Below are 20,522 nucleotides of genomic sequence, written 5' to 3'. Positions count from 1 at the left end.
CGTCCACCGAACGGCCAATTGCCTCGCGCATAGGCCAATTGCCGGACCCATGGGCGATTACCGACCTTTGGGCCCGGGCAGAGCTTCCGGTATGGGCTGGACGCACGACTACCGTGACGTGACGGACGTGACCGATGTGACGCAGGAGCGCGGCGCCGACGGCGATGCCGCGCTCGTGGTCACGGAGGCACCCGAGCTGGGCAGGCACGGGCCACAGGCCGGGCCCGACCCCCGGATGGGCATTCCCCGCATCATCCGCCGGCGCGCCCGCTGGATGTCGGCGAGGCTGCGGCACCCCCGCGGCCGCTGACCGCCGGCCGCTCCGTCGCCGACTGCTTCTGCCGCCGAGCGCCTCTCGCTCGTACACGCGTTACGTGTATGGCGCAGCGAGCGCCCCGGGAAGCCCCTGGAACACCCCTGTGAGGCGCTGTGGCGGCCCGGGCGGGCCAGAGAGCGTCAGAGGGCGCAACTCTGGGTGTTGACCCTGCCTGTCGCCGTACGGCCGGACACGACGTCCTGGTGGACCTCGTCCGCCGTCAGCGCGTAGCCGGTGTCGGCGTCGTCGAGGGACTTGGCGAAGACCACGCCGTAGACCTCGCCGTCCGGGGTGAGCAGCGGGCCGCCGGAGTTGCCCTGCCGGACCGTGGCGTAGAGGGAGTAGACATCGCGGCGGACGCTGCCGCGGTGGTAGATGTCGGGACCGTTGGCCTGGACCCGGCTGCGGACGCGGGCGGCGCGCACGTCGTACGCGCCGTTCTCCGGGAAGCCCGCGACGATGGCGCTCTTGCCCGTCTCCGCGTCGCCCTGGGCGAAGGACAGCTCGGGGGCCTCCAGTGACGGCACGTCGAGGACGGCGATGTCACGCTTCCAGTCGTAGAGGACCACGCGCGCGTCGTGGAGACGGCCCTTGCCGCCGACCTGCACGGTGGGCTCGTCGACCCCGCCCACCACATGGGCGTTGGTCATGACCCGGTGCGGCGCGAAGACGAAGCCGGTGCCCTCCAGGACCTTGCCGCAGCTGGGCGCGTTGCCCACGACCTTGACGATGCTGCGCTGGGCCTCGGTGGCGACGGGGCCGCCCGCGAGCCTGGGATCGGGGGCGGGCACGGAGGTGATGGGCTCGGCGGAGAACGGCGCGAAGACCTGCGGAAAGCCGTTCTGCGCGAGGACCGTGCTGAAGTCCGCGAACCAGGTGTTGGTCTGCGGGGGCACCACCCGGGCGACACCGAGCAGCACCTTGGAGCCGCGGACCTCCCGGCCCAGCGTGGGCAGGGTCGTACCGGCGAGGGCGGAGCCGATCAGCCAGGCGACCAGCAGCATGGCGGCGACGTTGACGAGGGCACCGCCGGTGGCGTCCAGCGCGCGGGCCGGGGACCAGGTGATGTGGCGGCGCAGCTTGTTGCCGAGGTGGGTGGTGGCGGCCTGGCCGACGGAGGCGCAGAGGATGACGAGGGCGACGGCCGCGACGGCCGCGATCGTGCCCGGCTCGGCGTCGTCGGTGGCGCTGTCCCAGATCACGGGCAGCGCGTAGACGGCGGCCAGCCCCCCGCCGAGGAAGCCGATCACCGAGAGCACGCCGACGACGAACCCCTGGCGGTAGCCGATGACCGCGAACCACACGGCGGCAACCAGCAGCACGATGTCCAGCACGTTCACCGAAAGATGCCTCGCATTGATGTGTCGTCGTGGCCGGCGGAGGGCCACCGTCTCATGCCCGTCAGGAGTGCCGGTCCAGCGGGACCTCCCGATCGCGGTCCCAGGGCCGCTCCCACCCCGCGTAGTGGAGGATCCGGTCGATCACTCCGGCCGTGAAGCCCCACACCAGGGCGGGGCCCACCCGGAAGGCGGGGCCGCGGTGGCCGCTGGGGTGGACGGCCATGGCGCGGTGCGCGGGGTCGGTGAGGTGGGACACCGGGACGGTGAAGACGCGGGCGGTCTCCAGCGGTGAGACCGGCGCGACGGGGCTGGGCTCGCGCCACCAGCCCAGGACGGGCGTGACGACGAAGCCACTCACCGGGATGTAGAGCCGGGGCAGCACACCGAAGACCTGCACCCCGGACGGATCGAGCCCGGTCTCCTCCTCGGCCTCGCGCAGCGCGGCCCGCACCGGACCGTCACCGTCCGGATCGCCGTCCTCGGGGTCGAGGGCGCCACCGGGGAACGACAGCTGCCCGGCGTGCGAGCGCAGTCCGCCGGCCCGCTCCAGGAGCAGCAGCTCCGGGCCCTGCGCGCCCTCGCCGAAGAGGATGAGCACGGCGGACTGCCGCCCGCCCTTCTCCGGCGGGAGGAACCGGCTGAGCTGCCGCGGCTCCACGGTGCGCGCGGCGCGCTCCACCGGCTCCAGCCACTCGGGCAGCCCCCGCGCGGTGACGGTGACCGCTCCGGTCCCCGCGGTCCCGGTCTCCCCGGTGCCCGCGCCGTACGTGCTCGTCATCCGTCTCCCCCGGTCCTCCTCGGCCGCGCCCCGGTCCTGCGGGGCGCGGTCCCGTGCCATGCGGTTCTGCGGCCTACGCTCGGTCACTCGGCTCCCAGGGGGCTCGCGGGCAGGCCCGGATAGTCCGCCGGGGGCTTGAGGCGCTGGCCCGGCCGCCCGCCCATCTCGTACTTGAGCAGCTTCTTCGCCTTCTCCGGGTCCGTCTCGCCCTCTCCGTACGACGGGCAGAGCGGGGCGATCGGGCAGGCCCCGCAGGCGGGCTTGCGGGAGTGGCAGACGCGACGACCGTGGAAGATCACCCGATGCGACAGCATCGTCCACTCGCTCTTGGGGAAGAGGGCGCAGACCTCCGCCTCGACCTTCTCGGGCTCCTCCGCGTCGGTCCACTTCCAGCGGCGGACGAGCCGGCCGAAGTGGGTGTCGACGGTGACGCCGGGCACTCCGAACGCGTTGCCCAACACGACGTTGGCGGTCTTGCGGCCGACGCCGGGCAGCGTGACCAGATCCTCCAGCCGGCCGGGCACCTCGCCGCCGAAGCGGTCACGGAGGGCGGCGGAGAGGCCTATCAGGGACTTGGCCTTGGCCCGGAAGAAGCCGGTCGGCCGGATCAGCTGCTCCAGCGTCTCGGGATCGGCGGCCGCCATGTCCTCGGGTGTCGGATAGGCAGCGAAGAGCGCCGGGGTGGTCTGGTTGACCCTCAGGTCGGTGGTCTGAGCGGAGAGGACCGTGGCGACCAGGAGCTGGAACGGATTCTCGAAGTCCAGCTCGGGATGGGCGTACGGATAGACCTCGGCGAGCTCACGGTTGATCCGGCGGGCACGGCGCACCAGCGCGGTCCGCGACTCGGCCTTCGCGACCGCCCGTTCAGCCGGTGGTCTCGTCACCGGCGTTTTGTTCGTTTTTTCTGATTTCGTCTTCTTCGCGGCGGGGCGTTCGCCCACAGCGGAATCACGGGCCGCGCTCACCCTTCCGGCCCCCTTGCCCTGTGCTCTCACCGGCGTATTGGACACCCGGCCAGACTAAAGCCCAGCACTGACATCCGCCCCGACCGCAGGAAAACCACAGCCCAATCGGACCCCTGCCGTAGGGCTCCGGGCGACGATGCGCCACACTTGTGTTTGATCACACAGTTTTACCGACGGGCATCATGGGGACCACGGTCCTCTGTGCATGTCGACAAGGAGAGAACTCGTGGACGACGTTCTGCGGCGCGCCCCGCTCTTCGCGGCGCTCGATGACGAGCAGGCCGCTGAGCTGCGCGCCTCCATGGGCGAGGTCACCCTCGCGAGGGGCGACGCCCTGTTCCACGAAGGGGACCCCGGCGACCGCCTCTACGTGGTGACCGAGGGCAAGGTGAAGCTCCACCGCACCTCGCCCGACGGCCGCGAGAACATGCTGGCGGTCCTCGGCCCCGGCGAGCTGATCGGTGAGCTGTCCCTCTTCGACCCGGGCCCGCGCACCGCCACCGCGACCGCGCTCACCGAGGTCAAGCTGCTCGGCCTCGGCCACGGCGACCTCCAGCCCTGGCTCAACGCCCGGCCCGAGGTGGCCACCGCCCTGCTGCGCGCCGTCGCCCGCCGGCTGCGCCGCACCAACGACTCGATGTCGGACCTCGTCTTCTCCGACGTGCCCGGCCGTGTCGCCAAGGCTCTGCTCGACCTGTCGCGCCGCTTCGGCGTCCAGTCCGAAGAGGGCATCCACGTCGTGCACGACCTCACCCAGGAGGAGCTCGCCCAGCTGGTCGGCGCCTCCCGTGAGACCGTCAACAAGGCCCTCGCGGACTTCGCCGGCCGCGGCTGGCTCCGCCTGGAGGCCCGCGCCGTGATCCTGCTGGACGTGGAGCGCCTCGCCAAGCGGTCGCGCTGACGCGGTCATAGGACGGCAGCGGTTCCAAGACGAACAGGCGGGGTTTCCCCGGGGTGACACACCTTGGGGAAACCCCGCCCTGCCGTTTCCGGGCGCGTACGGGCGCGTCAGATCAGCCCGTGCTCGTCCAGGTAGTCCAGCTGCGCCCGCACCGAGAGCTCGGCCGCCGGCCACAGCGCGCGGTCGACGTCCGCGTAGACGGCCGCGACGACCTCCCCCGCCGTGCGGTGGCCGTTCTCGACGGCCGTCTCCACCTGGGCCAGCCGCTTGGCCCGGTGCGCGAGGTAGTACTCGACGACGCCCTGGGCGTCGTCCAGGACCGGGCCGTGCCCCGGCAGCGCCGTCCGCACGCCCTCGTCGACCGCGAGCGCGCGCAGCCGCCGCAGCGAGTCGAGGTAGTCGCCGAGCCGGCCGTCCGGGTGCGCCACGATCGTCGTGCCCCGGCCCAGCACCGTGTCACCCGTGAGGACGGCGTCGTCCGCCGGCAGATGGAAGCAGAGGGAGTCGGCCGTGTGGCCGGGCGTGGAGATCACGTGCAGCTCCAGCCCGCCCGTCGTGATGACGTCGCCCACTCCGAGCCCCTCGCCGCCCAGCCGTAGCGCCGGGTCCAGGGCCCGCACCTTGGTGCCCGTCAGCTCCGCGAACCGGGCCGCGCCGCCGGAGTGGTCGGCGTGGCCGTGCGTCAGCAGCGTCAGGGCGACGCGCAGCCCCGCCGCCCCGGCCGTGTCGATGACCCTCCGCAGATGGGCCTCGTCCGCCGGACCCGGGTCGACCACGACGGCCAGGTCCGAACCGGGCTCGGCCAGGATCCATGTGTTGGTGCCGTCCAGCGTCATCGCGGACGGGTTGGGCGCGAGCACACAGGTCGCCCGGGCGGTCGCGGGGCCGCCGATGGCGCCGGGGCGCGGCCGTCCGGGCAGATCGGTCGTGTGCGTCATGCGTCGGCTCCCGAGGGTCCAGGGACGATGTGCTCGCTGTCATGTTTGGCGGCGACGTGTTTGGTGAACTCGTCGTGGCCCGGCCAGCTCAGCACGATCTCTTCCCCGACGAGCCGCGCCCGCGCCAGTACGGGCGTGAGATCCCGGTCACCCGAGGCCGCCAGCACCTCGTCGACGGTGCCATAGGGGCCCAGCGAACGCAGCGTGGAGATGGTCGGCGGCATCATCATCAGCTCGCCCCGGTCGTAGCCGGCCGCCGCCTCGGCGGGGGCGGTCCAGACGACGCGGTCGGCCTCCGTGGAGGCGTTGCGGGTGCGCTGCCCCTCGGGGAGCGCGGCGACGAAGAACCACGTGTCGTAGCGGCGCGGCTCGAACTCCGGGGTGATCCAGCGCGCCCACGCCCCGAGCAGATCACTGCGCAGGACCAGGCCGCGTCGTTCGAGGAGCTCGGCGAACGACAGTTCACGGCTGACCAACGCCGCCCGGTCGGCCTCCCAGTCCTCCCCCGTGGTGTCCGCGACGACCGTGTCCGGGGCGGGGCCGGCCAGCAGCACGCCCGCCTCCTCGAAGGTCTCCCGGACGGCGGCGCAGACGATGGCCTGTGCCACGACGGCGTCGGTCCCCAGCCGCCTGGCCCACTCCTCGGGGACCGGACCGGCCCAGGGCACGTCGCGCTCGTCACGCGGGTCGACGGAGCCCCCCGGATACGCGTACGCGCCTCCGGCGAAAGCCATGGAGGCGCGTCGGCGCAGCATGTGAACGGCGAGCCCGCCCTCCCGGGCGCGCAGCAACAGGACGGTGGCGGCACGGCGTGGTGCCACGGGCCGGAGCTCGCCCCGGGTGAGCGCTCTGATCCGGTCCGGCCACTCCGGCGGGTACCACTGGCCGTTCGAAGTCGACATGGCCGGATGCTATGCGCTCACGCCCGGATGTTCGAGAGGGGCCGGGACGGGCGCGACCGCCCGCACCCGTGCCCGTCCGGCGTCCGGAATCAGTCCTGGACGATCAGTCCCAGACAATCAGCCCGAACAATCAGCCTGGACGATCAGTTCCGGACGATCAGCCCGGACGATCAGTCCCGGACCTCGACGAGGAACTCGACCTCGACGGGGGCGTCCAGCGGCAGCACCGCCACGCCCACGGCCGAGCGGGCGTGCACGCCCTTCTCGCCCAGGATCTCGCCCAGCAGCTCGCTGGCGCCGTTGAGGACGCCCGGCTGGCCGGTGAAGTCCGGCGCGGAGGCCACGAAGCCGACCACCTTGACCACGCGGACGACCTTGTCCAGGTCGCCGATGACCGACTTCACGGCGGCCAGGCCGTTGAGCGCGCAGCGCGCCGCCAGCTCCTTGGCCTGCTCGGGGCTGACCTCGGCACCGACCTTGCCGGTCACGGGGATGGCCCCGTCGACCATCGGCAGCTGGCCGGCGGTGTGGACGTAGGAGCCGCTGCGCACGGCCGGCTGGTACGTGGCCAGCGGCGGCACGACGTCGGGCAGGGTCAGCCCGAGCTCGGCGATCCGGGCCTCGACCGTGCTCACGCCTTCTCCCGCTTGAGGTAGGCCACGAGCTGCTCGGGGTTGTTCGGCCCCGGCACGACCTGGACCAGCTCCCAGCCGTCCTCGCCCCAGGTGTCCAGAATCTGCTTGGTCGCGTGCACGAGCAGCGGCACGGTGGCGTATTCCCACTTCTTGGTCATGGGCCCGACTGTAATGCCTGATACCGACGGCCTCGTGCGTAGCCCGCGCGGCGACTGGCTAGGCATCCGCCCGGCGCCCACGCGACCGCCACCACCCCGAGCGTGAGGACCGTCCGCACGGTCTAGCCAGAGGCTTCGCGAGCCCCGCTCCACAAAGGCGTGACGGCCCTCACCACTCGAACGACCGGATGTTGCCCACCTGGCTCCACCCGCCCGTTACCAACGAATTAGGCTCCGCATCATGAGCAGGCTCCATGTCGTCAGCGGCAAGGGCGGTACCGGTAAGACCACGGTGGCCGCGGCCCTCGCACTCGCCCTCGCGGCCGAGGGGAAGCGGGCGCTGCTGGTAGAGGTCGAAGGCAGACAGGGCATCGCGCAGCTCTTCGAGGCGGAGGCGCTGCCCTACGAGGAACGGAAGATCGCCGTCGCACCGGGCGGGGGCGAGGTGTACGCGCTCGCCATCGACGCCGAACGGGCGCTCCTGGACTACCTCCAGATGTTCTACAAGCTCGGCAGCGCCGGCCGGGCACTGAAGAAGATCGGCGCGATCGACTTCGCGACGACCATCGCGCCGGGCCTGCGGGACGTCCTGCTCACCGGCAAGGCGTGCGAGGCGGTGCGCCGGAAGAACCGCACGGGCCGCTTCGTCTACGACTACGTGGTCATGGACGCGCCACCCACCGGACGGGTCACGCGCTTCCTGAACGTCAACGACGAGGTCGCCGGGCTGGCCCGGATCGGGCCGATCCACAATCAGGCGCAGGCCGTGATGCGCGTCCTCAAGTCGCCGGAGACGGCGGTGCACTTCGTGACGCTGCTGGAGGAGATGCCGGTCCAGGAGACCTCGGACGGCATCGCGGAACTGCGGGCGGCGGGGCTGCCGGTCGGCGGCGTGGTGATCAACATGGTGCGGCCCGAGATCCTCGACGAGGCGGCCGTGGAGGCCGCCGCCAACGGCAGGCGCCCGGAGGTCGCGCGCGCCCTCGCGTACGCCTTGGGGCGCACGGGCTCCGGTGGCGCACGGCGCGCGGGGCTCGCCGAACCGCTCGTCGACCCGCTGTTGCGGCAGGCGCGCGAGCACACCGAGCGGCTGGCCCTCGAGCACCGGGGGCGTGCGGACGTGGCGCGGCTGGGCCTGCCCACGTACGAACTCGAGCTGCTAGGCGACGGGGTGGACCTGGCGGGGCTGTACCGCATGGCGCGCGAGCTGAGGAAGCAGTTCGCGCGGGGAGAGGCGAGCGAGCGACAGGGAGTGAGCGGGTGAGCGTGGAACCGGCGGCGGAGCCGCTCGGCATAGACCCGATCCTGGACGACCCGCGCACCCGCATCGTGGTGTGCTGCGGCTCCGGCGGCGTCGGCAAGACCACGACCGCGGCGGCCCTGGGCCTGCGCGCGGCCGAGCGCGGCCGGAGGGTCGTCGTCCTCACCATCGACCCGGCCCGCCGGCTGGCGCAGTCGATGGGGATCGACGAGCTCGACAACATCCCCCGCCGGGTGGCCGGGGTCGACGGCTCCGCCGGCGGTGAACTGCACGCCATGATGCTCGACATGAAGCGGACCTTCGACGAGATAGTCGAGGCGCACGCCGACGAGGACCGCGCGCGGGCGATCCTGGAGAACCCCTTCTACCAGTCCCTGTCGGCCGGTTTCGCGGGCACGCAGGAGTACATGGCCATGGAGAAGCTCGGCCAGCTCCGCGCCCGGGACGAGTGGGACCTCATCGTCGTCGACACCCCGCCGAGCCGTTCGGCGCTGGACTTCCTGGACGCGCCGGGCCGGCTGGGCTCGTTCCTGGACGGCAAGTTCATCAAGGTGCTGATGGCGCCGGCGAAGCTCGGCGGCCGGGCCGGGATGAAGTTCCTGGGCGTGGGCATGTCGGTGATGAGCGGCCCCCTGAACAAACTGATGGGCGCCCAACTCCTGCGGGACGTACAGACCTTCGTCGCCGCGATGGACACCATGTTCGGCGGATTCCGTACCCGTGCCGATGCCACCTACCGGCTGCTGCAAGCTCCGGGTACGGCCTTCCTGGTCGTCGCCGCGCCCGAGCGGGACGCGCTGCGGGAAGCCGCCTACTTCGTCGAGCGGCTGGCGGCGGAGCGGATGCCGCTGGCCGGGCTGGTGCTCAACCGGGTGCACGGCAGCGGTGCGGCGGGGCTCTCGGCGGAGCGCGCCCTCGCCGCGGCGGAGGCGCTCGCGAACGGAACGGCGGACGCCGCCGGCGACCCGGCGGGAGGGCCCTCGGGAGGGGCTCCGGAATACGCAGAAAATCTTGACGGCGACGGCATTGTGGATCGTGGCAGCGGGCAGGCTGGCTCACGTACCGCCGGCGACCCTGGCACCCTCACTCCCACGGACACGTCCTCTCCCGAGAGCGGCTTCCCCCAGCCCGCCGCGTCCGCAGGAGCGACCGCCTCGGTGGCCTCAGCGCCGGTGACCTCCGCGTCGGTGGCGCGACCCGCTGGGGAAGCCGACCCCGCCGCGGATGCCGACGCGGCCACGGCTTCCTCCACGGATTCGGATTCCGTTACAGATTCCGTTACGGGTTCCGCCATGTCCTCGACCTCGGCCGTGGCGTCGGCCGCGGCGTCCCCGGCGCGGATCGCCGCCGGGCTGCTGCGGCTGCACGCCGAGCGCATGCAGGTGCTCGCGCGCGAGCGGCGTACGCGTGACCGCTTCACCGCGCTGCACCCGGAGGTCCCGGTAGCGAAGGTCGCCGCGCTGCCCGGCGATGTGCACGACCTGGCGGGGCTACGGGCGATCGGCGACCGCCTCGCGAACCAGACGGGCGATCAGACAGACGGCGGCGCGGAGGATTCCGGTGCCGTGGAAGGTGCCGAGAGCGCCGGAGAGGGCGTGTCCGTATCGCGCTGAGGCCGTATCACGCTGAGGCAGTGCGGCGCGGGGGCGCGGCGAAGGGCGTACCGCGCCGAGCACACGGGCGGTCGCGCCCACCCGGGCCTCGTACCGCCACCGTCGTACGCCACCACCGCTCCGCGGCATACCCGCTCCGCGCCTGGTGGGCGTGGGGGCACCCGCCGGACGTCCTGGCCGACCCGTGGGCTGCCGACCCCGTCGGCCCACCGGCTACCGGCCTGCGGCGGTGCGTCCGCCCGCTAGCCGACGGCCGCGTACTCGTCGTACTCCGGCTCGCCCAGCGGCAGGATGCCGGCGCCCCGCTCGTACTCCGTGCGAGCGGTCTCCAGGAGCCTGCGCCACGACGTGACCGTGGGGCGGCGCCGCAGCAGGGCCCGCCGCTCGCGCTCGGTCATGCCTCCCCAGACGCCGAACTCGACGCGGTTGTCCAGCGCGTCGGCCAGGCACTCGGTGCGCACCGGGCAGCCGGTGCATACCGCCTTCGCCCTGTTCTGCGCTGCGCCCTGAACGAATAGTTCATCCGGATCGGTCGTGCGGCAGGCGGCCTGCGCACTCCAGTCGGTTACCCAGCCCATGCTGGCGCCGTCCTCTCCCGAATCGAGGCTCCCCCACGGCGGCAGCGGCATATTCACCGTTGCCAGTTGAGGACGTTACGGAAGGCGGACAGGGGGCAACACCCCCTTCGGGCCCAATCTTGAATGGCCCGAACGGACTATGCGTATGCGGCAGATCACCCAACGGAGTGAGCCGACGACATCACGGACCATTCCCTCCATAGAGGGGTGATCCACCCACCCCTCAACGGACAATAAGGGGCATGGGTGGCAATATGGACGCCTCTCATCACTCACAAGAGTGAGAGTGCAGGTGATGCGGGGGAGCATCGCCGTGACTGGCGTGAAACAGCGTAGGCGAACACACCTGCGTCTGTCCGCCGAATGAGAACGTAGGCTTCCCCCTATGGCTATGCAGCGCTCGGACGAGGGCCCCTCCAGGGCCCGACAGGCCGCGAAGTTCCTCAGTGTCAGCGTGCTTTCGGGAGTCGTGCTGGCAGGTCTGGCCCTACCGGGCATCGGCGCTTTCGGCCTGGTGGCCAAGGGCACGGTCGAGGGGTTCGACGAGATCCCCGCCAACCTCAAGACACCGCCCCTCAGCCAGCGCACCACCATCCTCGACGCCGAGGGCAGCGAGATAGCGAAGGTCTACTCCCGCGACCGCACCGTGGTGCCGCTGAACGACATCTCGCCCTACATGCGCCAGGCGCTCGTCGACATCGAGGACGCGCGCTACTACCAGCACGGCGCGATCGACCTCAAGGGCGTGCTCCGAGCGGCCAACAAGAACGCCCAGTCCGGCGGCGTCTCCGAGGGTGCCTCGACCCTCACCCAGCAGTACGTCAAGAACGTCTTCATCGAGGAAGCGGGCGACGACCCCGACAAGGTCGCCGTGGCCACCCAGCAGACGATCGGCCGCAAGGTCAAGGAGCTGAAGTTCGCCATCCAGGTCGAGAAGGAACTCGGCAAGGACCGCATCCTCAACAACTATCTGAACATCACTTTCTTCGGGCAGCAGGCCTACGGGGTCGAGGCCGCCTCCCAGCGCTACTTCAGCAAGCACGCCAAGGACCTCACCCTGGGCGAGTCCGCGATGCTGGCCGGCCTCGTCCAGTCGCCGAGCCGCTACGACCCGGTCAACGCCCCCAAGGAGGCGACCAAGCGGCGGAACACCGTGCTCCAGCGCATGGTCGAGCTGAAGCACATCACCCCGGCGCAGGCTGCCGCCGAACAGGCCAAGCCGCTCGAACTGAAGGTCAGCCGCCCCAAGAGCGGCTGCATCACCGCCGTCAACGGCGCGGGCTTCTTCTGCGACTACGTCCGCGAGACCTTCCTCAACGACCCGGTCTTCGGCAAGACGAAGGAGGCGCGGGCCAAGCGCTGGAACGAGGGCGGCCTGGTCATCCGCACCACCCTCGACCCGCAGACGCAGAAGTCCGTGCAGAAGTCGATCACCGATCACGTCTACCAGAGCGACTCGGTGGCCACCGCCGTATCGATCGTCCAGCCCGGCACGGGCAAGATCCTCGGCATGGGCCAGTCGCGCCCGTACGGCTTCGGCGACCACCAGACGCAGATCAACCTCTCCGCCGACAAGGCCATGGGCGGCTCGAACTACGGCTTCCAGGTCGGCTCGACGTTCAAGCCGATCCTCGCGGCGGCCGCGCTCGAGCAGGGCGTGTCGCCGTACAAGGCGTACTCCTCGCCGTTCCGGATGCCGTATCCGGACGAGGTGGAGACGTGCGGCAAGCCGTGGAAGAACAGCGGCGGCGACATGGTCCAGAACGAGAACCGCAGCGAGGTCGGCCCGTACGGGATGAAGGAGGCGACCGCGAAGTCGGTCAACACCTACTTCATCCAGATGATCGAGGACACCGGCGTCTGCCCGGTGATCAAGATGGCGGACAAGCTGGGCATCAAGCCCGCCGGCGGCGGCAAGTTCGATCAGGTGCCGTCGATCGCGCTCGGCACCGAGGGCCTCTCCCCCCTCACCATGGCCTCCGCCTACGCGACCTTCGCCAACCACGGCACGTACTGCACCCCCGTCATCGTCGAGTCGGCCACCGGCCCCGACGGCAAGAACCTGCGGGTTCCCAAGACGAAGTGCTCGCGGGCGATGTCCGAGCAGACCGCCGACACCGTCAACACCCTGCTCCAGGGAGTGGTCGAGGACGGCACCGGCAAGGAGGCCGGCCTCAGCGGCCGGGACAGCGCGGGCAAGACGGGTACGACGGACGGGCGCCAGGCGGCCTGGTTCGTCGGCTACACCCCGAACATGGCCGGCGCCGTATGGGTCGGCGGCCCCGGCGCCAAGGGCGTCGACATGGAGAACATCACCATCGGCGGCGTCTACCACGACAAGGTCTACGGCGCCGACACCCCCGGCCCCATCTGGCGCGACGCCATGACCGGCGCGCTCGAGGGCAAGGACGCTCCCACCTTCGGCACCGTCCCGATGCCGGGCACCGACAAGAGCTCCGGCGACGGTTCCGGCGGTGACGACAAGCGCGGCAACGGCCGCGGCGGCCGCAAGCCGGGCACGGGCGGCAAGCCCGGCGGCGGAAAGCCGGGTACGGGCGCCAAGCCCGGCACCCAGCCGGGTGCCCAGCCTGGCGGTCAGCCCGGGGACACCACCGGCGACGGCAAGCCGGACACGCCGACGGCACCCGCCGGGGTGATCCAGGGCGTGATCGGCGGCCCGGGGAACGAGCAGCAGCAGCGGTAAAGAGGCAGACAGCGGCAAGGGGGCGCCCCGACCGTGACGGTCGGGGCGCCCCCTTGTACGTACGCGGGTCCGCGTGATGCTTACGCGGGTCCGCGTGACGTGTACTCGGGTCCGCGTGACGTGTACGCGGCCCGGATCAGCCGGCGAGCAGGCTCTTCACCGCGGCGGCCACGCGGCCGCCCTCGGCGCGGTCCCCGACCTTCGGCTTCACGATCTTCATCACGGCGCCCATGGCCTTCGGCCCCTCGGCACCGGCCGCCTTCGCCTGGGCCACGGCGTCCGCGACGATCGCGGTGAGCTCCTCGTCCGACAACTGCTGCGGCAGGTAGCCGGCGAGCACCTCGCCCTCGGCGCGCTCACGCTCGGCGGATTCGGCCCGGCCGCCCTTGTCGAAGGCCTCGGCGGCCTCGCGGCGCTTCTTCGCCTCGCGCACGATGACCTTCAGCACCTCGTCGTCGGAAAGCTCACGGGCCTCCTTGCCCGCGGTCTCCTCGTAGGCGACGGCGGACAGGGTGAGACGGAGGGTGGACGCGATCAGCTCGTCGCGCGCCTTGATGGCGGCCGTGAGGTCGTCGTGGAGCTTGGACTTCAGCGTGGTCATGCCGCAATCTTCGCATCCCACCCGCTCACGCGCCCCGTATTAACCGCCGGACGGCCTCCGGCCCGGACGACACGCCACCACCGGACCGACCGCCTGCGCGACGTCAACTCCCATTGGATTCCCATTGGACGCCCTTTGGGATCCCTCATGGACTCCCCTATGAACTCCCTTGCCCGCCCGGGACCGTGGCAGCCACACCCCCGGCCGTCTGCGACGATGGACGACATGCGTGCGCGATACGGAGTACCCCTGGGAATCACGGCGATCGGCGCGGCGGGCCTCGCCTACGCCGCCGGCTTCGAAGTCCGTTCCTTCCGGCTGCGACGGGTCACCGTCCCCGTCCTGCCGCAGGGCATGCGGCCGCTGCGGGTGCTCCAGGTGTCCGACATCCACATGGTCGGCGGCCAGCGCAAGAAGCAGCGCTGGCTCCAGTCGCTCGCCGGGCTGCGCCCCGACTTCGTGATCAACACCGGGGACAACCTCTCCGACCCGCAGGGCGTGCCCGAGACCCTCGACGCGCTCGGCCCGCTGATGAGCTTCCCCGGCGCGTACGTCTTCGGCTCCAACGACTACTACGGCCCGAAGCTGCGCAACCCCGCCCGCTACCTCATGGAGCGGACCACCGGGCGGCACGGCCTCAACGGCAACGCCCCGATCGTCGGCGCGATCCACAACCCCTGGGAGGAGCTGCGCGACGCCTTCGACGCGGCGGGCTGGCTCAACCTCACCAACACCCGGGGCTCCCTCAAGATCGACGGGATGGAGATCGCCCTCACCGGCCTCGACGACCCGCACATCAAGCGCGACCGCTACGACCGGGTGGCCGGCGGCCCGGAGGAGGGCGCCGACTTCTCCATGGGCGTCGTCCACGCCCCCTACCTGCGCGTCCTGGACGCCTTCACGGCCGACCGCTACCCGCTGATCCTCGCCGGGCACACCCACGGCGGCCAGCTGTGCATCCCCTTCTACGGCGCGCTGGTCACCAACTGCGACATCGACCCCGAGCGGGTGAAGGGCCTGTCCACCCACCGCGCGGGCGGCCACCAGTCGTACCTCCACGTCTCCGCCGGCTGCGGCACCAACCGCTACACCCCGGTCCGCTTCGCCTGCCCGCCCGAGGCCACGCTGCTCACCCTCGCCCCCCGCGACTGACCGGAGGACATTCCGGGCCCACACGTACGGTGGGGGGATGACCGACCCGACATCCCCCACCACCGCGCGGACCGGCCTGACCGATACGGAGGCCGTCCCGGCGTCCGCGGCGGCCCCGGCGGGCCGCCGCCCCGTCGCGGCGGCGTTCCGCGCGCTCATCGCGCTGGCGGCCCTCACCGGCATCGCCCTGGACACGATCGACTCCGGCGACCTGGGCCGGCTCTTCAGCTACTTCACGATCCAGTCCAACATCCTGCTGGCGATCGCCTGCGCCTGGTCCGCCCACCGCGCCTGGACCGGACGCCCGGCCCTCTCCCCGCGGATCACGGGCGGCGCGCTGCTCTACATATCCATCACGGGTCTCGTCTTCCACTTCGTGCTGTCGAACGACTCCAGCGGCTTCGCCATGACCAGCCAGCGCACGCCCCTGGAATCGATCGCCAACCATCTCCTCCACACCGTGACCCCCCTCGCGGCCGCCCTCGACTGGCTCGTCCTCACCGCCCCCGGCGCCTTCCTCCTCCGCCACGCCGGCCAGTGGCTGCTCTACCCCCTCCTCTACCTCCCCTTCGCCCTGATCCGCGGCGCCCTCCTCGACCCGGGCACCGAAGGCCGCTACCCGTACCCCTTCCTGGACGTCGATCTCCACGGCTACGCGGGCATCGCCCAGAACGCCGTCGTCTTCGGCCTGGCCTTCTACGCCCTGGCCCTCACCCTCGTCCTCCTCGACCGCGTACGCCCCCACCAGCGCGCCCTCCGGAACCGGATTTCACCTACGGGCTCCAGTCGGCTAAAGTAGTCCTCGTTGCTCCGGAGCCCGCGAAAAACGGGAAACGGTCGCACATCGGGGTGTAGCGCAGCTTGGCAGCGCGCTTCGTTCGGGACGAAGAGGTCGTGGGTTCAAATCCCGCCACCCCGACTTCGTAAGACCAGGTCAAGGGCCTGATCCGCATCGCGGATCAGGCCCTTCCTGCGTTTACGGGCCTGTCTTGGGAGCCATCGGGGAGCCGACCTCGGAATTCGGCTCCCACGGGGAGCCGGTCGAGCGCCGATCACATGCACGGCTGCCCCTCAACGATCGCCAACTCGCGCTCCCGACCCCCGGTACAGCACGCCGCCAGGTACGCGCTGAAGTCGTCGGCGGGACGCGACGCATGCGTACCGAGCACCCGCTCGCACCCTCGCCGGACCTCGAACCGGATTGACGAGCCAGCTCGCCACGAAGCCGATATCGCGACATTGAATCACGCACAGTGACGAGCGTCACACCAGGGGATGGCGCATCTATTGCCGGAACGCCTTCGCGCCAGGACCGAGAGGTGAAAGCTCAAGCCGCGAAGGAGCCATTTGATGACTGCTAACACCGTGCGTCAGGTTCAGAAGGAGTCCAGAACCAAAGCCCCCGAGCCATACCCCTTCGTTGGGGCGCCTCTGGAGGGGCACCTGCTGGGGTACATCGGGGTGAAGCGCGGCCCGAACGGTGACACCCCGATCTTTGCCTTTCAGCACGAGGAGTCTGTCGACAACAGCCTTGTGGAGATCGCCCCCGACGGAACAATCAGTGCCCAGAACCTGGAGACGAAGGTGGATATCTTCGTCCGGCTCAACGGTGCCCCAGCCCCGATTCCCGAGCCCGCTCCACCCCGTCGCCCCCTGTCTCTCCCCCCTACCAGTCCAGTGTTCCGCACGGCTCGGGCCGTCGCCGCACGGCAAGCCGCCGTGGCTGGACGCGAGGCCCAGGTCGAGACATTCATGACCGAGGTCCTGGGATTGTGGCGCGGAGCCCGCTGGCACGAGCCCGTCTCTACTGCGCTGCTGGGAGACTGGGTTGGCTCCCTCCACACCGACGGGAGGATCCTCCCCGGCGCGCTGGAGCAGCTTGAGGCCGAGGCCCGGCTGCTACACCGGCAGCTGACCCCTTTGTGGGAGCGCAAGTGCAGGGGTGAGCGGCTGCGGAGCCTGGACTTCGCCCTCGGTGACGGCCTGACAATCTACGATCTGGTCGCAGACGGCCCGGACCCGTACGAGGTGCTCTTCGGCGCTCTACCCGAGGACGCTCGCCTCGTCGTCGTGCTCGCTGAACTTACGCCGACCGAGCGCGCGGTGGCCATGGCCTGGGCCAATCCGCAGACCACCAGCTGGGCCGACGCGGCAGCCCACGTGATCGAGTTGGACCCTTCAGGATGCGCCGGACACCTGCCCATCGCCCTGGGGGAACGAGTCCGCCGCAAGCTCAAGCGCCTCGGGGAGCGGCATACTCGCCGCGTCGAGGAAACCCCTGCCATCTGGCAGGGAGGGCCCTCATGACGCTCCCCTCCCTGCTCTTGGTCATGTTGCTCGGGGTGGTGGCGTTGCTCGTCGGTGCCGGCGTGCTGGCCCTGCTGTTGCATCGGCCTTCGTGGTCTGCCCCGCTCGCCGGCGCTTTCGCCGCGATGGCGTTCATGACCACCATCGTCGGCTTGGCAGTCGCCGCCACTACCCGAGGCTGACCCGCGCCGCTGGCGGAGACGGCAGCTCCTACGATGTTGCGCCAAGTCGACGAGGCCGCCAGGTGCCGACCGACAAGATCACGTCGGGAGCCGGGTTCAGAACCGGCTCCCGAGTCCATTCGTGATCTACCGCAAGCAACTGCCCCGGGGCGGGGCCCGCACGTAGGCTCGGGGCAGTCGGCGCGGGAGCGCCTGGCTGACGGACTGGGGCAGGGGGACAGCGTGGATCATCTCTTCACCGTCGAAGGGGCCTCGGCCGCGCCCGTCGCACCGACCGCGCTCGCAGCGGAGGGGCTCCTTGAACGGCAGCACCTCCAGGAGTGGGTGATCGCGCACCCTCAGGTCCTCGGAGAGTCGGTGCTGGTCATCACCGCCGAGTTCGACCGGTGGGCCGACACGGACGGCGTACCGGCGCGGGACCGACTGGACGTCCTGGGCCTGGATGCCACGGGTCGCCTCGTGGTGGTCGAGCTGAAGCGGGGAACGGCCGACCGAGACGTACACCTCCAGGCGATCACCTACGCCGCCCTGGTGTCCCGCTTCGACCTCGACACCCTGGCCCAGGCGCACCGCGACTTCCTGAAGGGCAGGGGCGAGAGCGTCGAACTCGACGAGTGCCGACAGCGCCTCTTGAACCACGTGGACGGGGACTGGAGTCCGGAACTGCTCCAGCGCCCCCGACAGGTGATCATCGCGGCCGGCTTCCCCAAGCAAGTCACCCACACCGTCGTGTGGCTGTCGGAGATGAACCTCGACATCGACCTCATCGAGGTCGGCCTCTGGAAGGTCAAGGGACAGCTCGTCGCCGGATTCACCAAGGTCTATCCGACCCCGGAGGTCGAGGAGTTCACGCTCGCTCCGGCCCGGATAGAGGCCAAGGCCGCGGCCCAGAAGCTGGAGGAACGCTCACGCGCCCGCAACGCGGTGCACGTCCTCGTCGACGCCGGGCTGCTGCCGGACGGAGCTCGGCTGCGGCTGGTACCGAGGCATGGCGCGCCGGAATCCATCCGCGAGGACATCCGGGCCTGGGTGGATGAGGACGGCAGACGCGCGAGCGTCACATGGAGCAACAACACCGCCGAGCCACTGACCTGGGAAGCCGACGGCAAGCCGTACACGCCGACCGGGCTGGCCAACCACATCTTCACTACCGTGACCGGTCGCAAGGCCGACGGGATACAGGGCACCACTTGGTGGGACGTCGATGCCAAACCCGTCCCGAACACCGTCGACCCCGACGAGTGGGCAGCGCTGGCCGGCAGCCACCTCGCGGACCTAGCCAAGCAGCTCAGCGGTACCCGCAAGGACTGGTCGAGTCTGCACGCTCTCCTGGAAGCCATCCCGTCCGGGCGATGGACGACCTACGGAGACGTGGCGACTGTGATCGAGAGCCATGCCGTCCCGGTCGGCACTCACCTGGCAACCTGCGGCAAGTGCCCCAACGCCTGGCGGGTGCTCACCACGTCGGGGGCCGTCAGCTCCGGCTTCCAGTGGCCCGACCCGGCGCGCACAGAAACTGCCGCAGATGTCCTCGGCACCGAGGGCATTCGCTTCGAGGCGGGCGCCGCCTCTCGGGAAGCACGCCTGCCGCTGGATGACCTCCGGCGTCTCCTGCGCAACTGACGTGCTGCCGGGCGCGGCACGCTCCCTGTCGCGGCTACCGTGCGGCCGATCGAGCTCGCAGAAGCGTGTCCAGTGCACGCACCGGGGACCTCGGGCTCATCGACAGGCGGGTATCGAGCGCTGCCTCCCACTGCTGGGTGAGGCCCGCGAGCAGGCGGTGGCGCATACCCGGGGTCACGTGCGCGTAGCGGGCGGAGACCGATCCGTCGAAGTGGCCCATGCGCTCGTCCATGAGGACCTTCTCCGTGCCGAGGTCCTCCATGTGGGTGCGGTGGGAATGGCGCAGGCCGTGCGGCGTGAGGCCTCTGGCGATGGCCGTCCAGCAGGCGTCGGAGCGACCCTGGGCGTTACGGCCCCGGACCGGTAGGCCTGGGAACGGGTCGCCGAGGAGCGGAACGGGACGGGGCTCCTGTGGGGCCTTCTTCGGGTACCAGCCCGTGGTCGCCGGGTGGAAGAGCCAGGTGGCGAAGCCGTTGCGTCGCCAGTGGGCGGCATGTTCCGAGGGCGCACCACCTCGTACGAAGCCCAGCTCGGTGATGGCGAGTTCGACGCTGGTACGTGTGGCCTCGCGCACGCGGTCGGGGTGGTTCAGGACGTTGGACACCGTGCCCGTGGAGACGCCGGCGCGGCGGGCTACGTCGACCAGCTTCGCACCCTGGTGGCCTCCGGTGCGGGCGGTGCCCTGGCCTTGGAAGACGTACGTCCTGCCATGGCACGGGCACGGCTTGGGCTTGGTGCGGGCGATGTGGTCGGCCACGAGGGCCGAGAGCCAGCCGGGAGCGTCGATGGTGCGGTAGCTGTCGTCCTTGGGCGGGCAGCGGACCATCACACCCGAGTCGAGCTCGTACAGCTGCCACTCCACACGCACCGAGCCTCGGCGGGCGAACTCGGACTCCAGGCCAACGATTTCACCCCACCGCATGCCGGTGTACGCCTTCAGGATCACCGCGACGAACTCATCGTCCCGGCCGGACAGCAGGGCAGCCCGCTCGGCGATCAGGAGGGCGCCGAGCGCGTCCGTGACGACCTTTTCCGGGCCTCGGTCGGCGGAGCGGCCGGCCCGCTTGCCCCTCCCTCGGCGCTTGGCGGCGGGGTTCGCGTCGATGAGTCCCTCGTCCACGGCGTCGGCGAGGATGAGGTGGAGCGTGGCCCGCCAGGTCTTGACACTGGAGGCGGCGTAGGAGGCGCGTTCCTTCTTCTCCCACAGCGCGACGTCGGTGCGGAGGATGCCGGCGAGGGCCTTGTCCTCGAAGTCGGGGAGCAGGTGCTCCTCGATGTGGCGTCGGTAGTTCTGCATGGTGGACGCGGCCAGGTCCTGGGCCTCGTACCAGCGGCTCGCGTATTCGCCGAACGTCTCCTGGCCCAGTGACGGGTCACGTACGTCGCCGCGCCGGAAGCCGATCTCCGCCTCGTCGGCGGCCCGCTTGGCCTCTCGCTTGGTGGCGAACTTGATGGTTGCTCCGGTCGAGTCGACGACCGTGTTGTGCTTTCCGGGGGCCGTCTTGTAGCGACCGCGCCAGTAGTTGATGCGCTTCTCCGCGAAGCCCACTGTTCCCTCCCCTCTTGGT

The 20,522-nt window shown here is 70.9% G+C and carries 20 protein-coding genes and 1 tRNA gene; 11 read left to right on the top strand and 10 right to left on the bottom strand.

The annotated features are described in order from the left end of the window. Positions 1–91: 91 nt before the first annotated feature. Complete coding sequence (locus AB0E98_RS11990; RefSeq protein WP_361701424.1) at positions 92–310, top strand: hypothetical protein; 219 nt, start codon at positions 92–94, stop codon at positions 308–310. Positions 311–456: 146 nt separating this feature from the next. Here AB0E98_RS11990 and AB0E98_RS11985 read toward each other — a convergent pair whose 3' ends face one another. The 3 genes from AB0E98_RS11985 to nth form a co-directional block, all read right to left on the bottom strand. Continuing rightward, entirely contained in the window at positions 457–1,656 is a 1,200-nt protein-coding gene (locus AB0E98_RS11985) for a MarP family serine protease (RefSeq protein ID WP_361701423.1), read from the bottom strand. A gap of 61 nt (positions 1,657–1,717) precedes the next feature. Further along, on the bottom strand, positions 1,718–2,434 hold the full coding sequence (locus tag AB0E98_RS11980) for a CoA pyrophosphatase (protein WP_361701540.1): 717 nt from the start codon (positions 2,432–2,434) through the stop codon (positions 1,718–1,720). An 83-nt stretch (positions 2,435–2,517) separates the two neighbouring features. Continuing rightward, entirely contained in the window at positions 2,518–3,318 is an 801-nt protein-coding gene (nth, locus tag AB0E98_RS11975; protein WP_361701421.1) for an endonuclease III, read from the bottom strand. A gap of 307 nt (positions 3,319–3,625) precedes the next feature. On the opposite strand from nth, the gene AB0E98_RS11970 reads away from it, so the two are divergent. Then, positions 3,626–4,300 carry a Crp/Fnr family transcriptional regulator gene (locus AB0E98_RS11970; protein WP_004939715.1) on the top strand — a complete coding sequence of 225 codons (675 nt, stop codon included), beginning with the start codon at positions 3,626–3,628 and terminating at the stop codon, positions 4,298–4,300. Between the two features lie 107 nt (positions 4,301–4,407). On the opposite strand, the gene AB0E98_RS11965 is transcribed toward AB0E98_RS11970, so the two are convergent. From AB0E98_RS11965 to AB0E98_RS11950, 4 genes are all read right to left on the bottom strand, one after another. Continuing rightward, complete coding sequence (locus AB0E98_RS11965; RefSeq protein WP_361701420.1) at positions 4,408–5,238, bottom strand: MBL fold metallo-hydrolase; 831 nt, start codon at positions 5,236–5,238, stop codon at positions 4,408–4,410. Continuing rightward, a complete protein-coding gene (locus tag AB0E98_RS11960) occupies positions 5,235–6,140 on the bottom strand; it encodes an NUDIX hydrolase (protein WP_361701418.1) in 906 nt (301 codons plus the stop codon). Before AB0E98_RS11960 ends, AB0E98_RS11965 begins: the two co-directional genes overlap by 4 nt. A gap of 170 nt (positions 6,141–6,310) precedes the next feature. Then, the gene (locus AB0E98_RS11955; protein ID WP_311614243.1) at positions 6,311–6,775 is read right to left on the bottom strand and encodes a RidA family protein; all 465 of its coding nucleotides are present in this window, start codon (positions 6,773–6,775) and stop codon (positions 6,311–6,313) included. Further along, positions 6,772–6,933 (bottom strand): DUF4177 domain-containing protein, encoded by a 162-nt coding sequence (locus AB0E98_RS11950; protein ID WP_232031662.1) that lies wholly within the window; start codon positions 6,931–6,933, stop codon positions 6,772–6,774. The genes AB0E98_RS11955 and AB0E98_RS11950 overlap by 4 nt, the downstream gene beginning before the upstream one ends. Before the next feature lie 241 nt (positions 6,934–7,174). On the opposite strand from AB0E98_RS11950, the gene AB0E98_RS11945 reads away from it, so the two are divergent. Together AB0E98_RS11945 and AB0E98_RS11940 are read left to right on the top strand one after the other, a co-directional pair. Continuing rightward, the gene (locus tag AB0E98_RS11945) at positions 7,175–8,197 is read left to right on the top strand and encodes an ArsA-related P-loop ATPase (protein ID WP_361701416.1); all 1,023 of its coding nucleotides are present in this window, start codon (positions 7,175–7,177) and stop codon (positions 8,195–8,197) included. After that, positions 8,194–9,807, top strand: a complete 1,614-nt coding sequence (locus AB0E98_RS11940; protein WP_361701415.1) for an ArsA family ATPase — start codon at positions 8,194–8,196, stop codon at positions 9,805–9,807. The genes AB0E98_RS11945 and AB0E98_RS11940 overlap by 4 nt, the downstream gene beginning before the upstream one ends. Positions 9,808–10,049: 242 nt before the next feature. Here the strand turns inward: AB0E98_RS11940 and AB0E98_RS11935 are convergent, their stop codons facing one another. Next, positions 10,050–10,385: a WhiB family transcriptional regulator gene (locus AB0E98_RS11935; RefSeq protein ID WP_189455966.1), complete on the bottom strand. Its 336-nt coding sequence runs from the start codon at positions 10,383–10,385 to the stop codon at positions 10,050–10,052. 385 nt (positions 10,386–10,770) lie between these two features. Here AB0E98_RS11935 and AB0E98_RS11930 point away from each other — a divergent pair, with 385 nt between their 5' ends. After that, complete coding sequence (locus AB0E98_RS11930; protein ID WP_361701413.1) at positions 10,771–13,089, top strand: transglycosylase domain-containing protein; 2,319 nt, start codon at positions 10,771–10,773, stop codon at positions 13,087–13,089. A gap of 136 nt (positions 13,090–13,225) precedes the next feature. Here AB0E98_RS11930 and AB0E98_RS11925 read toward each other — a convergent pair whose 3' ends face one another. Then, on the bottom strand, positions 13,226–13,690 hold the full coding sequence (locus AB0E98_RS11925) for a GatB/YqeY domain-containing protein (RefSeq protein ID WP_361701411.1): 465 nt from the start codon (positions 13,688–13,690) through the stop codon (positions 13,226–13,228). 225 nt (positions 13,691–13,915) lie between these two features. Here AB0E98_RS11925 and AB0E98_RS11920 point away from each other — a divergent pair, with 225 nt between their 5' ends. From AB0E98_RS11920 to AB0E98_RS11895, 6 genes are all read left to right on the top strand, one after another. Further along, complete coding sequence (locus tag AB0E98_RS11920) at positions 13,916–14,842, top strand: metallophosphoesterase (RefSeq protein WP_361701409.1); 927 nt, start codon at positions 13,916–13,918, stop codon at positions 14,840–14,842. 37 nt (positions 14,843–14,879) lie between these two features. Then, on the top strand, positions 14,880–15,641 hold the full coding sequence (locus tag AB0E98_RS11915; RefSeq protein ID WP_361701408.1) for a Pr6Pr family membrane protein: 762 nt from the start codon (positions 14,880–14,882) through the stop codon (positions 15,639–15,641). A 46-nt stretch (positions 15,642–15,687) separates the two neighbouring features. Further along, positions 15,688–15,761, top strand: a tRNA-Pro gene (locus AB0E98_RS11910). Positions 15,762–16,192: 431 nt separating this feature from the next. Beyond that, the gene (locus tag AB0E98_RS11905; RefSeq protein ID WP_361701406.1) at positions 16,193–17,149 is read left to right on the top strand and encodes a hypothetical protein; all 957 of its coding nucleotides are present in this window, start codon (positions 16,193–16,195) and stop codon (positions 17,147–17,149) included. Further along, positions 17,146–17,331 (top strand): hypothetical protein, encoded by a 186-nt coding sequence (locus AB0E98_RS11900; RefSeq protein WP_361701405.1) that lies wholly within the window; start codon positions 17,146–17,148, stop codon positions 17,329–17,331. The genes AB0E98_RS11905 and AB0E98_RS11900 overlap by 4 nt, the downstream gene beginning before the upstream one ends. A 222-nt stretch (positions 17,332–17,553) precedes the next feature. Continuing rightward, positions 17,554–18,954: a DNA-binding protein gene (locus AB0E98_RS11895; RefSeq protein WP_361701404.1), complete on the top strand. Its 1,401-nt coding sequence runs from the start codon at positions 17,554–17,556 to the stop codon at positions 18,952–18,954. A 34-nt stretch (positions 18,955–18,988) separates the two neighbouring features. Here AB0E98_RS11895 and AB0E98_RS11890 read toward each other — a convergent pair whose 3' ends face one another. Continuing rightward, positions 18,989–20,503 carry a LacI family DNA-binding transcriptional regulator gene (locus AB0E98_RS11890; RefSeq protein WP_361701402.1) on the bottom strand — a complete coding sequence of 505 codons (1,515 nt, stop codon included), beginning with the start codon at positions 20,501–20,503 and terminating at the stop codon, positions 18,989–18,991. Between the last annotated feature and the right edge of the window lie 19 nt (positions 20,504–20,522).

It is taken from the genome of Streptomyces sp. NPDC037389 (genome assembly GCF_040636475.1).
Taxonomy (GTDB): Bacteria; Actinomycetota; Actinomycetes; order Streptomycetales; family Streptomycetaceae; genus Streptomyces; species Streptomyces hesseae.
The sequence above is the reverse complement of the archived record's forward strand: the minus strand, read 5'-3'. Positions and strand labels throughout refer to the sequence as shown.